Annotated in this window: 11 protein-coding genes and 1 pseudogene; 8 read left to right on the forward strand and 4 right to left on the reverse strand. The window is 60.2% G+C overall.

The window, feature by feature from the left end:
• Positions 1-168: 168 nt before the first annotated feature.
• Positions 169-490, forward strand: a pseudogene (locus tag V6765_RS00005) (SMC-Scp complex subunit ScpB); the annotation flags it as partial.
• Between the two features lie 223 nt (positions 491-713).
• A complete protein-coding gene (locus V6765_RS00010; protein ID WP_448425389.1) occupies positions 714-1,427 on the forward strand; it encodes a YoaK family protein in 714 nt (237 codons plus the stop codon).
• Positions 1,428-1,543: 116 nt separating this feature from the next.
• Here V6765_RS00010 and V6765_RS00015 read toward each other — a convergent pair whose 3' ends face one another.
• The 3 genes from V6765_RS00015 to V6765_RS00025 all read right to left on the reverse strand — a co-directional run bounded on the left by V6765_RS00015 (position 1,544) and on the right by V6765_RS00025 (position 4,835).
• Positions 1,544-2,068, reverse strand: a complete 525-nt coding sequence (locus V6765_RS00015; RefSeq protein ID WP_448425390.1) for a carboxymuconolactone decarboxylase family protein — start codon at positions 2,066-2,068, stop codon at positions 1,544-1,546.
• A 291-nt stretch (positions 2,069-2,359) separates the two neighbouring features.
• On the reverse strand, positions 2,360-3,931 hold the full coding sequence (locus tag V6765_RS00020; RefSeq protein WP_448425392.1) for a sulfatase family protein: 1,572 nt from the start codon (positions 3,929-3,931) through the stop codon (positions 2,360-2,362).
• The gene (locus V6765_RS00025) at positions 3,918-4,835 is read right to left on the reverse strand and encodes a GntR family transcriptional regulator (protein ID WP_448425394.1); all 918 of its coding nucleotides are present in this window, start codon (positions 4,833-4,835) and stop codon (positions 3,918-3,920) included. The genes V6765_RS00020 and V6765_RS00025 overlap by 14 nt, the downstream gene beginning before the upstream one ends.
• Positions 4,836-4,865: 30 nt before the next feature.
• On the opposite strand from V6765_RS00025, the gene dctP reads away from it, so the two are divergent.
• From dctP to V6765_RS00040, 3 genes are read left to right on the forward strand one after another with little or no spacing between them, the layout of a single operon-like run.
• A complete protein-coding gene (gene dctP, locus V6765_RS00030; protein ID WP_448425396.1) occupies positions 4,866-5,954 on the forward strand; it encodes a TRAP transporter substrate-binding protein DctP in 1,089 nt (362 codons plus the stop codon).
• Positions 5,955-6,500: a TRAP transporter small permease gene (locus V6765_RS00035; protein WP_448425398.1), complete on the forward strand. Its 546-nt coding sequence runs from the start codon at positions 5,955-5,957 to the stop codon at positions 6,498-6,500.
• The gene (locus tag V6765_RS00040) at positions 6,497-7,789 is read left to right on the forward strand and encodes a TRAP transporter large permease (protein ID WP_448425400.1); all 1,293 of its coding nucleotides are present in this window, start codon (positions 6,497-6,499) and stop codon (positions 7,787-7,789) included. The genes V6765_RS00035 and V6765_RS00040 overlap by 4 nt, the downstream gene beginning before the upstream one ends.
• A gap of 28 nt (positions 7,790-7,817) precedes the next feature.
• Here the strand turns inward: V6765_RS00040 and V6765_RS00045 are convergent, their stop codons facing one another.
• A complete protein-coding gene (locus tag V6765_RS00045; protein ID WP_448425402.1) occupies positions 7,818-8,303 on the reverse strand; it encodes an Lrp/AsnC family transcriptional regulator in 486 nt (161 codons plus the stop codon).
• A 130-nt stretch (positions 8,304-8,433) separates the two neighbouring features.
• On the opposite strand from V6765_RS00045, the gene mdeB reads away from it, so the two are divergent.
• From mdeB to lpdA, 3 genes are read left to right on the forward strand one after another with little or no spacing between them, the layout of a single operon-like run.
• Positions 8,434-11,121, forward strand: a complete 2,688-nt coding sequence (gene mdeB, locus V6765_RS00050; protein WP_448425403.1) for an alpha-ketoglutarate dehydrogenase — start codon at positions 8,434-8,436, stop codon at positions 11,119-11,121.
• Positions 11,122-11,132: 11 nt separating this feature from the next.
• Complete coding sequence (locus V6765_RS00055) at positions 11,133-12,431, forward strand: dihydrolipoyllysine-residue acetyltransferase (protein WP_448425405.1); 1,299 nt, start codon at positions 11,133-11,135, stop codon at positions 12,429-12,431.
• Positions 12,432-12,442: 11 nt separating this feature from the next.
• Positions 12,443-14,125 (forward strand): dihydrolipoyl dehydrogenase, encoded by a 1,683-nt coding sequence (lpdA, locus tag V6765_RS00060; protein ID WP_448425407.1) that lies wholly within the window; start codon positions 12,443-12,445, stop codon positions 14,123-14,125.
• Positions 14,126-14,219: the final 94 nt, after the last annotated feature.

A 14,219-nucleotide genomic window follows, 5' to 3' on the forward strand; every position in this document is an offset into this window, starting at 1 on the left:
ATCTTGCCGAGAAAATTCTACTTTTGAAGCCCCTTATTCACGGGGAGGATTACCCTAGAAGAGTTCAGACCCTTGCGACTTCCGAACGGTCGCGCGCTTGCTGCATAAAGTTCACATTTCGTTCGCGCTTAGCGCAGGATTTTGAACTGCTCTTGTTCCGACCCCGATGCCGACGCCATCCGCGCCTCTGCCGCGCCAACCCCGGGGCGGCGTACCAACACTCTCCGAATTCGAATCCATAGTTCTGATGGCCATCGGCTACTTCCAGCCCATCACCGGCGCCGAACTCTCAAAATCTTTGGGAAGAAGATCAGCCCCACCCCAGGCGCGCGCTATACCTACGTCACGACGAAGCACTTCCTTTCGACGTTCGGCATGGAAACGCTGCACGATGCCGGATATCGAGGCGCTCGAGGACGCGGGACTGCTCAGCAGAGAAACTGTGCAGGAGGAGGCAATGGCGGCCGTGGGCGAGGGCGAGGAGGAATGAGGGCGCCTACCAAGCGAGACAGATAGCCGACATCATCAGGAGGGCGCGAGACGGGCGGGAGGATGCCGTATTCGCATTATGGCAATGGCCAATCGATCGAAGCAGGACGAGCACCTGAACATGGCGGGCGTATTGACGTCGACTTCCTGGAGAGCAGGTCATAAGAAATAGTCCGGCGGACTCTTCGGTGTCCGATGAAGAGCAAAACAGTCGGGACATTTCGATGCCGGAGAATTCCGAAACCCGTGGGCGGGATGCTGACGTGAGGAGTCAGGTCGCGCGACCCTCGGTACCGCAAGGTCTTGTATCGTTGATCCTCAACGCCGTTGCCGGCTGGGTCGATGCGGTCGGCTATCTCGCCTTGCTGTCCTCAGTCCAGATGTTCTCCTCTTTCATGAGCGGCAATCTGACCAAAATCGTGACCGAAGCCGTGAGTGGCAATGGTGCGACATCGTTGAAAATTGCCGGTGCGGTTCTCGCCTTCTTCGCGGGCGGCGTTGTTGGTCGCCTGGTCAATGCGGGCGAAGCGCGGCGCGATCCGGCGTCGCTGGCGCTGGTCGCAGGCGTGCTCGCTGCCTCGGCGGTCAATCTGGAGATGGGCGGCTCCGCATATCTGACGCTGGTGGCTCTGGCAGCGGCGATGGGCATGATCAACCATGCGTTCAGCGGTCACATGGGTTTCGAGGTTCGCACGTATCTGAGCGGGATATTGGTGACGCTGGCGGGGAAGGTGGCCGATGCGATCGCCGGGCGGGCGCGCTGGCGCGAGGCGGTGGCACCGGTGGCGACATTGCTCAGTGTCCTGGTCGGGGCCTTCTTCGGGGCATTGACGGTCATCCACGCGCCGCTTGTCATCTCAATCGCCCTGCCTGCCGCCGTGATCGCGGTCATCGTCATCGCTTTGCTGTTCGGGCTGGTCGGCCGGAGAGCAGCGTGATGCCGAAGGACTGAAGCCTGCGGCGGCGATCGTGTTGTTTTCCGGATCGGGCCAATGCTCAGCGTTCATAGCGCAGGCCTATGATGGCGAGATTTGTTTTGGCACGGAGAATCCCGTCAAATGACGTCGGCTATGCCGGCGTCGAGGGGTGTGCGATAGGTCAGCAGGATATAGCCGAGTACGGCATAAAAGCCGACGGTGGCGATGAGGTCGAAGACCGCGGGGCGTCCGAGTGCTTCGGCAAGCGCGGCTTCGGTCTCGGGCGAAAGCCGGCGCTCGTCGATCAGCATGTCGACGGCGCGGGCAATCAAGCCGTCCTCGCCCTCCGGCATGGCGCGAAGCGCTGCGATGCGTTCGGCGGAAAAACCGAGCCGTGTCGCGCGGTCGACATGGTGGTTCCACTCATAGCTTGAACCGAAACGGAAGGCGACGCGCAGGATCACGACTTCCGAGCGCTCCGGGCCGAGCGCGGTGTCCTTGACCACATGCTGGCGCAGCGGCGCCCAGGCGCGCAGCAGGTCCGGGTGGTGCGCCATGGTGCGATAGACATTGAGCGCGCCGGCGAAGCCGTTCTTCAGCTCGGCGATTTCCTGTGGCCATTCATTGTCCTCAATCGGCGGCAGGATGGGTTTGTCGGTCATTGCAACAGGCTCCACTCGGTATTGCATACAGCCCAGGGGGCCGAATGATCGTCCCCGCGCTGCGGGAAAGACAGGTCTAAATCCGGCCTGTCCATCCAGCGGACCAGCCGGATCCTGATTTTGCTTCAGCGATTGACCAAATCTGGCGTTAGAAGTTCCGGCAAGTTCGACCAAACAACCACACCAGACCCTCTAGATATGGAATCTTATCGTGGGCGGCCCGGGATGCTTGTGTCACTGGTACATCGTCACCGCTTTCGAGGCCGTCGTTTCAAACACAATCTCACGCTTTCAAGCGATGCGTTGGGCGCGGGGGCTTTCCTCCATCACCGCGATCATCTCTCTCACCAGACGCTCGGACAATCGGCCGCGCACGGACTCATAGCGGGGGTCGGACCATAGATTGTTTGCCTCGTGCGGATCGGCAACCAGATCGTACAGCTCGCCCCATTCGAAATTCATGAAGATGGTCAGCCGCCATTGCTTGGTGATCAAGGTGCGGATGCGGGCGGGCTCTTCGAGATTGTAACGCGCGCCGCTGTCGTGGTGTTCGATCAGCAGGGCGTCGCGAATTTCGCCGCCCTCGGCCATGGCCGGGATCAGGCTTTTCCCCTGCATGCCCCAATACGGCCTGATGCCTGCCCGCTCAAGGATTGTGGCCGCGACATCCACCGTTGAAGCGAGCGATCCGGACTTGGCGATGGCGTCGGTGTTGGTCGGGTCGCTCCAGATAAAAGGCACCCGCGTCAGGCCGCGCATCTGCAACATTCCCTTCAGGAGAAGGTTGAAGTCGCCCATGTAGTCGCCGTGGTCCGAGTTGAAGATCACAACGGTGTTGTCGGCATGCCCGGACTCTTCAAGCGCCTGCATCACCTTGCCGATCTGATCGTCGATCATGGTGATCATCCCCGCGGTAAGCGCCATCGCCTCGCGGATTTGCCGGTCGTCGGCGTAGAACGCGGTTTGCAGAAGCGGAGCGGTTTCCCCGTTCTCCCACATTTTCCTGATGTGTTCGAGAATGGGGTTGGGGTTTTTGTGGGCGGAGTAGGGCAGGCTCACGTCAAAGTCGTCCGGATCATACATGGACCAGTATTTGCCCGGCGGATTGAAGGGGTGATGCGGGTCGGGAAACGAGACAAATGCGAAGAATGGCGTATCGTCGCCCGCGCGATCGCGCAGCCATTCCGCAGCCCTGTCGCCGATCCAGGCCGTGGGGTAACTTTCTTCGGGCACGGGCGTTCGATAGGCCTGAGGACACGTATAATCGTGCGGCAGCTCATTGGCCGGATCATGCAGATCCCGCCAGTCGGGGTGCGTTCGGCGAAACCACTGGCCGTAATGTCCGCCGCATTTGTCGCCATGGCCTGTCACCATCTCCACATGCTGATAGCCATAATAGGGCGTCTTGATGTTGTAGGGCTCCGTCTTTTCGTAGCTGCCGGGCGCCTCCTCATCGTAGCTGGTCTGCTCCGGCTTCCAGGCCTCCGCGATCGGTCCGGCTTCAAACGGCTTGCACCCGAGCGGCCTTGCGTCGGTGAAGGTCTGCAGATGGCTTTTGCCGATTGCGGCGGTGGCATAGCCTGAAGCAGCCAACACCTCCACGAATGTGTTCGCCCGCTGGGTGAGCGCGCAGCCATTGTAACGCAGCCCATGAACGGACGGATACCGCCCGGTGATCAGCGAAGCCCGGTTTGGCATGCAGACGGGCAGCGCAACGTGGAAATCCTCAAACGATGTTCCGTTTTCCGCGATGCGGTCGATATTGGGCGTTTTGACGACGGGGTGTCCGGCGCATCCAAGCCAGTCGGCGCGCTGCTGGTCCGTTATGAAATAGAGAAAATTGGGCCGCTTAGCTGTCATCATCGCCGCTTTCGGTGTCGGTTTCGCCAAGACCCGGAAATGTCTTCTGCGACAGTTTGTGAAGGTTTCTGAAGATGAGCTCCGCCTTGCCGAGCGGCACGAGCGCGTGTTCACGCATGGCAAACTCGGCCCGCGTGCCTTCTCCGTTTCTGATCGCCTCGATAATTCTCTTGTGATCGAACTGGGATGTCGCAAAACCCTCGACCGCTTCCTCATCGCTGAAGGCATGAAACAGCGGAGAGGCGCGAAACGGGCTTTCTTCAAGCCGCCGCGTCAGAACTGAATTGCCGGCCATGCTTGCGATCGTCGCGTGAAACCGGACATTCACCTCGATAAATTCGTTTCGGGCGGATTCACCGCCGTCGCCCCTGGCGATAAGGTCGTCCACGATCGCGATGCAGCGCATCATTTCATCTTCGTATTGTTGAAATCCGCCTCTCTCTGCGGCAAGGCGCGCCGACATGCCCTCAAGCGTGGCCCGGACTTCAATGATTTCCCGCATCTCTTCAATGGTGAACCGCCGCACGCGAAAGCCGCGATGCGGTTCTCCTTGAACAAGGTCTTCCTGCTCAAGCCGCGCCAGCGCGAGGCGCACCGGCGTGCGTGAAACATCAAGCAGCCTGGCGAGTCCGACCTCGGTCAACCGGTCGCCGGGGGATATCTCGCCGGTCATGATCAGGTGACGCAGGCGCTTCGTCACCGCCTCTGTGTTGCTGCTCGACGCAGATCGTGATTGCATGCAATTTACCGCCTCTTTAATCCTTATGATCGGAAAATCGCAGGATTTTGGACGTAATTCAACCCGAAAATTCACATACAACAAAAAATGATTGTTGAATTGCATGCAATTATATGAAATGAGTTGCGAGGGAGAGACGTTCATTTGGATCGGCAAGGCTGTCACCATGCATCCTATCGGCATGCATCGACGCGAAATATGGCCCCGCCGGCCGGTGAAATGAAAATCGGGTGCGACGGGCACCGAGAGGGAGGCGTGCCAATGATATCGAGAACTCTGACCGTTGCCATGGCGGCGGTGCTTTTGACCGGAGCTTCGGCCAAGGCCGAAACCAGCGTGGTCTTCAACAATTATCTTCCCGAGCACAACGAGATCATGCGCAATGTTATTCGGCCTTGGGCAAATGCGGTGGAAGAAACCTCTGATGGCGGCATCGAGATCGATTTCACGGCGTCGTCCCTGGCGCCGCCCCCGCGCCAACTGGAGATGATCCGGGCGGGCGTCGCCGATGCGGCGATGAATATTTCATCCTTCACGGCGTCTCAGTGGCTTGCGCCGCTGATTTCGGAGCTGCCGGTTTTGTTCGATCGCGACAGCGCCAAGGCGCATTCCATTGCTCTCTGGCGCACATATGAGAAGTTTTTTCGCGAAGCGGAGCCCATTGACGGGGTCCATGTCGTGGCTCTGGTGGCGCTCACGGGCAATCACATCTGGAACAACAAGCGTCCTGTCGAGGAGGCCGAGGATGTCAGCGGGCTCAAGCTGCGCGTCAATCCGAATGGCGTCCCCGTGATCGCGGCAATGGGCGGCGTGATTGTGTCGCGTCCGGCGGTCGATACATTTGAACTCGTCGAGCGCGGGGTCGTCGATGGCACCGTCCTGCCGATCTCCTCGGTTGAGGGGCTCGGTGTGCTTGAGGAACTCAAATACGCAACGCTTTATCCGGGCAGCCTTTATCGATCGACGGCATCAATCATCTTCAATCAGAAGGTCTGGGATGCCATGCCGGAAGCTGACAGGGCCGCAATCGAGAAGGTCAGCGGCGAAGCGCTGGCGGCGCTTGCGGGCGGCAATCTTGACGATGCGACCGAACAGGCCCGCGCCGCGCTGGAGCCGGCGGGCATAGAGGTCATAGAAGCCGGCGCCGATCAGATAGACGAGCTGCGTCAAAGCGAAGAGGTTGAAGCGGCAATTGCAAAATGGAAGGAAAAGGTTGCCGGGCTTGGTCTTAATCCTGATGACGTGATCAGCTTCTATCGGGCCCAGCTTGAGGCGTTGGATAACTGAATGGCCGCCGCTCCGGATCCGGCGACCAGCCGCGCCAGCACGGTTTTCGAAACGACCCTGAAGGTTGTCCTGACGGTCACACTGTTGGGCATTCTCGTCCTGACATTCTTCGATGTCGTGGGTCGTTACGTATTCAACGCGCCGATCCCCGGCGCCTTTGAAATTCAGCAATATGGCATGGGAGTCCTGATCTTTGCGGGTCTGCCCCTCATTACGTTTGACCGCGGCCATATCACCGTTTCCCTCATCGATGGTGTTTTTGCGCGGCATGCGATGCTGAAGCGCGTTCAGGGCGCGGCACTGAATTTGATCAGCGCCGCGATCGTGGCGCTTCTGACCTATTGCCTCTGGGATCAGGCGGAAAAGGCAATGCAGTGGGGCGTGACCTCGGCGTTTCTTGAGTTGCCGCAATATCCCGTGATGTTTTTCATGGCGTTCATGGGCGCCGTAACCTGTGTGGTTCTTCTGCTGCAGGCGGTGACCGGCATTCGGGGGCTGGAGGGTGACGGGCAGGGAAGCAAAGCCGGGGGAGGCTGGGAGCTATGATTGCGGGTCTGGTTGGAATGGGCTTGCTTCTGGCCTTGGCGTTTATCGGGGTGCCCCTTGGCTTTTGCATGATGCTCGTGGGCTTCGGCGGTTTCGCGTGGGTGCGCGGAACCGACGCGGCGCTTGCCATGCTGGGCCAGACCGTGACGTCAAACAGCATGTCATACGGGTTTATTGTCGTTCCCCTGTTCGTGTTGATGGGAAACTTCATCTACCGGGCGGATCTGGCCTCGGATCTCTATAGAGCTTCGTATGCCTGGTTCGGCCGTTTTCGCGGCGGGTTGGCCATGTCCACCATCGTCGCCTGCGGCGGCTTTTCCGCCGTGAGCGGATCGTCCGTCGCAACGGCCGCCACAATGGGCAAGGTGGCGTTTCCGGAGATGACAAAATACGGCTACAGCCCGTCATTCTCCGCGGGTACGATTGCCGCGGGCGGGACGATCGGCATTCTCATCCCGCCTTCGGTCATCCTGGTCCTTTACGGGATCATAACGGAGTCGGATATTGGCGCGCTTTTCATTGCCGGAATTCTGCCGGGGATTTTGACGGTCCTCGGATATTTGCTGGTCGTTGTCGGATTGACGACGCTGTTCCCGCGCATCGGGCCCAGAGGGGAAAGTTTTTCCTGGAGATACCGTTTTGCCTCGCTCAAAGGGGTGTGGCCGGTCATGTTGCTGTTTTTCTTTGTGATCAGCGGCCTCTATTTCGGAATGTTCACCGCCACGGAGGCGGGTGGCATGGGGGCCGTGGGGGCGCTTGTCTTCTGCATTATCCGAAAAAGGATAACATTGCGGGGTTTTCTGGAGTCGATTTTCGAGGCCGGCAAAATGACGGCGATGGTATTCACCGTGGCGCTTGGGGCGCTCGTTTTCTCGAACTTCATAGAAATCGCCCGGATGCCGGCAGAACTCAAAATCTGGATGGAGACGCTGGCGCTGTCGCCGATGCAGGTGATGTGGCTGATTCTGGCCATCTATCTCTTGCTGGGCTGCGTGTTCGAAGGCGCGGGCATGGTGTTGTTGACCGTTCCGCTCTTCGCCCCGCTCGTGTCGCTTTTGGGTTTTGACCTCGTCTGGTTCGGCATCGTCGTTGTCGTCGTCACCGAAATTTCGCTTGTGACGCCGCCGATCGGTATGAATGCCTTCGTCATGAAGGCGGTTATCCCGGAGCTTTCACTCAGCGCCATATTCAGGGGAATAGCGCCGTTCTGGGTGGCGGATATCTGTCGCCTGGCGCTGATCGTGTTTTATCCGCCGATAGCGCTTTATCTTCCCTCGGTCATGGGATGACGGGGCCGCGCCTCTTGGAGGGCGGCTCTTAGCCCGAGGGCGCATTCTCGATCGGCAGGGCGGTTTTGTATTTGACCTGCTTCAGGGCGAAGCTCGACTTGATATTCGCGACCCCTGGAATCGTGGTCAGATAATTGATGATGAATTTCTGCAGCAGGTCGACATCGGCGACCGCCACGCGAATGAGGTAGTCGCTGTCGCCTGTCATGAGATAGCATTCCATGACCTCGGGATAGGATTCCATCTTGCTCTCGAACAGTTCGAGCGCGTTTTCCACCTGGCGTTCGAGCGTGACCTGAATGAAGACGCTGATCGACAGGCCGACGGATTTGGGGTCCACCAACGCCACGTAGCGGTCGATAACCCCTTCCTCCTCCAGGGCGCGCACGCGCTGCAGGCAGGGCGAGGGCGAAAGCCCCACGCGGCCGGACAGTTCCACATTGGTGATTTTGCTATCCACCTGCAGCTCGGACAGGATTTTTCGATCTATTTTATCAAGCGTCATCTGCCGCATTTTATTTCCTTGGAATTTCATTTGGCAGCATGAAAACCTGATTATTCTGTTTTTGCAATATATGAACGGCAGAACATATTCCGTCTCTTCGCCTATGATCGAAAAAACACAGCGTCGGGGAGGCGAGCACATGAGTAAAGTTGAACTTCAAATTGGCGGTCATATCGATCCCGATCCTCTGGAGACGCGCGAATGGATCGAAGCGCTCACTGCGGTGATCGACGCCAATGGAAGTTCGCGTGCCCAGTTCCTGCTCAGGCAGTTGGAGGAGGTCGGCCGGCGCAACGGCGTTTTTGTCGGCGGTCAGCCCTATTCCTCCTATCGAAACACGATCCCCGTGGCCTCTCAGCGACATTATCCCGGCAACCTCGCCATCGAGGAGAAGCTGACGTCGATCATGCGTTGGAATGCACTGGCCATGGTGGTTCGCGCCAACAAGGCCTATGGCGGCCTGGGCGGCCACATCGCCAGCTATGCCTCCGTGGCGGAAATTTTCGAGGTTGGGTTCAATCATTTCTTCCGCGCGAAAACCGAGGCGTTCGGCGGCGATCTCGTTTACTTCCAGCCGCATTCGGCGCCGGGCGTTTACGCGCGCGCCTTTCTGGAAGGCAGGCTGAAGGAGGAGCAGCTTGACAATTACCGGCAGGAACTCTCGGGCAACGGGCTCTGTTCCTATCCGCATCCCTGGCTGATGCCGGATTTCTGGCAGTTCCCGACGGGTTCGATGGGGATCGGCCCGTTGAACGCCGTCTATCAGGCGCGCTACATGCGTTATCTCGAAGCCCGTGGATTGGCCGATACCGCCGGGCGGCACGTCTGGGGCGTGTTTGGCGACGGCGAGATGGACGAGCCGGAATCGGTCGCCGGCCTGACGCTGGCCGCGCGCGAAAAGCTCGACAATCTGACCTTCATCGTCAACTGCAACCTGCAGCGGCTTGATGGACCGGTGCGCGGCAACGGCCAGATCATTCAGGAGCTTGAGAGCCTGTTTATCGGTGCCGGCTGGAATGTCATCAAGGTGCTCTGGGGTTCGGAGTGGGACGGCCTTTTCGCCCGGGACAAGGATCTGGTCCTGCTCAGGCGCTTTGCCGAAACCGTGGACGGGGAATACCAAAATCTCGGCTCCAAGGACGGCGATTACAACCGCCATAAATTCTTCGATATCGACCCGGCCACGCGCGATCTGGTTGCGCACATGACCGACGACGAGATTCACACGCTCAAGCGCGGCGGGCACGATCTCAGAAAACTTCATGCCGCTTTTGCCGCCGCCAAGGCGCATAAGGGCCGACCCACGGTCATCCTCGCCAAGACCAAGAAGGGCTACGGCATGGGCAATGCCGGCGAAAGCAGGATGACGGCCCACCAGTCCAAGAAACTCGACATGGAAGCGCTGGTGAGCTTCCGCGACCGGTTCAAGCTGCCGTTGAGCGAGAAAGACCTCGAAGACCTGAAATTCTACAAGCCGGCGGATGACAGCGAGGAAATGCGCTATCTGCGCGAGCGCCGCGAGGCGCTTGGCGGATCGATGCCGACGCGGCGCACCACCGTTCAGGGCGCCGCGCTGCCCAACATTCCCGAACTCGCGGACTATGCGAAATTCGCGCTGGAGGCGGACGGCAAGGAAATGTCGACCACGATGGCGGCGGTGCGCATGCTCAGCGCGCTCTTGAAGGACAAGTCGGTCGGTCCGCGCATCGTGCCCATCGTCGCAGATGAGGCGCGCACCTTCGGGATGGATAACCTGTTCCGCCAGATCGGCATTTACGCGCCCGAGGGCCAGCTCTACGAGCCGGAGGATGCCGGCTCGATGCTGTTCTACAAGGAAGCGAAGAACGGCCAACTGCTCGAAGAGGGCATCACGGAAGCCGGCGCCATTTCATCCTGGGCGGCGGCAGCCACCTCCTACTCGGTTCACGACACGGCGACATTGCCCTTCTACATCTATTATTCGATGTTCGGCTTCCAGCGCGTCGGCGACCTGATCTGGGCAGCGGCCGACCAGCGCGCCCGCGGGTTCCTGCTCGGCGCGACGGCCGGTCGCACGACCCTGTCGGGGGAGGGGCTGCAGCACCAGGATGGCGCAAGCCATGTGATTGCCGCAACCATTCCGAACTGCAAGGCCTACGATCCCGCCTTTGCCTACGAGCTCGCGGTGATCATGCATGCGGGCACCCTGCGCATGATGGATGAGCAAAGGGACGAGTTCTATTATCTGACCGTGATGAACGAGAACTACGCCCAGCCATCCATGCCGGAAGGATGCGAGGAGGGAATCTTCAAGGGTCTGTACAAGCTCGGCGAACGCGGCAAGGCGCGATCCAAAGTCAAGGTCAGGCTTCTCGGTTCCGGCACGATACTCAATGAGGTCATCGCCGCCGCCGATATCCTCGCTGACGATTTCGGCATCGCGTCCGAGATCTTTTCGGCGACGAGTTTCTCGGAGCTTTCACGGGAGGCCCGCAGCGTCGAAAGGCGAAACCGGCTTTCGCCCCAAAAAGAGCGGGCGAAGTCCTATGTCGAGACATGTCTGCCCGGCACACTGCCGATTATCGCCGCGACCGATTATGTCCGTGCCGTTCCCGAAATGATCGCCCCCTATGTGGAAGGCCGTCTTGTCGCCCTCGGCACAGATGGCTTCGGCAGGTCCGATCAACGCGAGGCCCTGCGCCGGTTCTTCGAGGTCGATCGCGAAAGCATCGCCATCGCTGCAATCGAGGCGCTTGTTCGGGCGGGGCACAGCGAGCCCGAGACTTTGACCACGGCGCTCAAGTCGTTCGGGATCGACGGCACGTCGCCGGATCCGTGGACAGTTTGAGGGTGTCGGACATGAGCAAGACCATAGAATTCACGGTGCCCGATATCGGCGATTTCTCCAACGTGCCTGTCGTCGAAATCCATGTCGCGCCGGGCGATACCATAGCGATCGACGACTCGGTCATATCGCTTGAATCCGACAAGGCCACGCTGGATGTGCCCTCCACCATTGCCGGGCGGATCGTCGAAGTGTGCGTCGGGGAGGGCGACAAGGTCAGCCAGGGCTCGCTGATCGCCATCGTCGAGATCAGCGACGAGAATGCGGCTTCGGATGAGGGTGAGACGCGGCGCACTGAGAAAGAAATGGCTGTGGAGTCGGCCACGGCCGAACCTCCGGGCATAGCCGTCGCCGCGCCGGCGCCAAAGCCGGCGTCGGCAACAACGACGGCGGCGGTTGCCGATGGAAGATTGGCCCATGCCTCACCCGGCGTTCGCAAGCTCGCGCGCGAACTCGGCGTCGAGATCGGGTCGGTGAGCGGGAGCGGTCCGAAGGGCAGGATAACGCGCGACGACCTGCATGCCTTTGTGAAATCGAGGCTTGGCGGCAGTGCGCCATCGGCAAATGCTGCCTCCGGCGAAGGCTTGGACCTTCTTCCCTGGCCGAAAGTCGATTACGAGAAATTCGGTGAAACGGAACGGGCGCCGCTTTCCCGTATCGCCCGGCTTTCCGGCCCGAATCTCGCGCGCAATGCGACGATCATTCCGCATGTCACCAATTTCGAAGAGGCCGACATCACCGAACTGGAGGCATTCCGGAAATCTCTCAATGCCGCTTCCAGGGACGGCCTCAAGCTTTCGATCCTGCCGTTCGTCGTCAAGGCGGCGGCGGCCACGCTGAAGCAGCATCCGAAATTCAATGCGTCCCTGGACGGCGATTCACTCGTCCTGAAGAAATATTTCAATATCGGGGTGGCCGCGGATACGCCGGAGGGGCTGGTCGTGCCCGTCGTCAAGGCCGCGGACCAGAAGGGGATCAGCGAGATCGCCGCGGAAATGGTTGAGCTCGCCGCTTTGGCCAGAGCCGGCAAGCTCAAGCCCCAGGACATGCAGGGCGCAACCTTCACGATATCGTCGCTGGGCGGCATCGGCGGCACGAATTTCACCCCGATCATCAACGCGCCCGAGGTCGCCATTCTGGGTATGACGCGGGCCAGGATGCAGCCGGTGTGGAACGGAGAGGATTTCGAGCCGCGCCTGATACAGCCGCTTTCCATGAGCTGGGATCACCGCGCCGTCGACGGCGTGGCCGCCGCGCGCTTCCTGGTGACGCTGAAAGACATGCTGTCGGATTTCCGGCGTATCACCCTTTAGGAGATCTGTTGATGAAAACGGACATCAAGGTCCCCGCCATAGGGGACTTCGCCAATGTGCCCGTCGTCGAGGTGAGCGTCGCTGTGGGCGACATCATCGCAGTCGACGACACGGTCGTGATGCTGGAAAGCGACAAGGCGACGCTCGATATCCCGTCGCCGGTGGCGGGCAGGGTTACGGCCATACACACCGCGGTCGGCGACCGCGTCAGTGAGGGCAGCGCTATCTTGGAGGTCGAATCCGAAGCTGGTTTGACGACCGGGAGAAGCGAAGCGGCAAGAGAGGAGGGCGCGCAGCCGGGTGCGGACGCGGAGGCCGAACTTGTCGTCATCGGGGCGGGGCCGGGCGGCTACACGGCCGCCTTCCGCGCGGCTGACCTCGGCCTGAATGTGACCCTCGTCGAACGCGACCCTTATCTTGGGGGCGTCTGCCTGAATGTCGGGTGCATTCCGTCCAAGGCGCTGTTGCATGCGGCCAAGGTGATTGACGAGGCGGCGGCTATGTCGGGCCACGGCATCGCCTTCTCCAAACCGGAAATCGATATCGATCGATTGCGTGCATGGAAGAGTGAAGTGGTCGCAAAGCTGACGGGCGGGCTGGCCGGCCTTGCCAAGAAACGCAAGGTCAAGATCGTACACGGGTCTGCCGTGTTCGAAGGCGGCAATCTCGTGCGCGTTTCGCATGCGGGCGACGGGCAGACGATCGCCTTCGATCAGGCGATCATCGCCTGCGGCTCCGAACCGGTGCGGCTCCCTTTTTTGCCGGACGATGACAGGATCATCGACAGCACGGGCGCACTCGAACTTGCCGATATCCCGCAGCGTATGCTGGTGCTGGGCGGCGGCATTATCGGCCTTGAAATGGCGCAGGTTTATCACGCGCTCGGCGCGCGCATCACCATTGTCGAGCTCATGGATCAGATCATCCCGGGGGCTGACAGAGATATCGTCGCGCCTTTGATGAAACGTATCGAAAACCGCTACGAGAAGGTGCTCCTGAACACCAAGGTAACCAAGGTGCAATCCGAGACGGCGGGATTGAGGGTCACATTTGAAGGGCCGGACGGAACCCGCGAGGAACTGTTCGACAAGATCCTCTCGGCTGTGGGCCGAAGGCCGAATGGCCGGCTGATCGGCGCTGAAAAAGCGGGGATCAGTGTCGACGAGGGCGGCTTCATCACGGTCGACCGGCAGATGCGGACCAGCCGGGAGAATATATTCGCCATTGGCGATGTCGTCGGGCAGCCAATGCTGGCGCACAAGGCCACGCACGAAGGCAAGGTCGCCGCGGAAGTCGCTGCCGGCCAGAAATCCGCCTTTGATGCAAGGGCCATTCCCTCGGTCGCCTATACCGAGCCGGAGATAGGCTGGGTGGGCCTGACGGAAAACGAGGCCAGGTCGAAAGGCATCGCTTATAAAAAGGCGTCTTTCCCCTGGGCGGCTTCCGGGCGGGCGCTTGCCATGGCCGGTTCGGACGGTGTTTCCAAGCTGCTGTTCGACCCCGATAGCGGGCGCGTTCTCGGCGCCGGCATTTGCGGCCCGAATGCGGGCGAACTGCTTGCCGAAGTGGCGCTCGCCATCGAGATGGGGGCTGATGCCGAGGACCTGTCGCTCACCATTCATCCCCACCCGACCTTGTCCGAGACCATCGGGCTTGCCGCCGAAATCTTCGAAGGAACAATCACAGACCTTTAACGTGAAGCTGCTGTTCGAGCGCGTCTCGTATCGGCTCATTCCTTCTGCATCCAGTCCGGCGTGCAGCATTGTCCACTAGATGGACAAATTCGAA

This window comes from Martelella sp. FOR1707, from assembly GCF_053484265.1.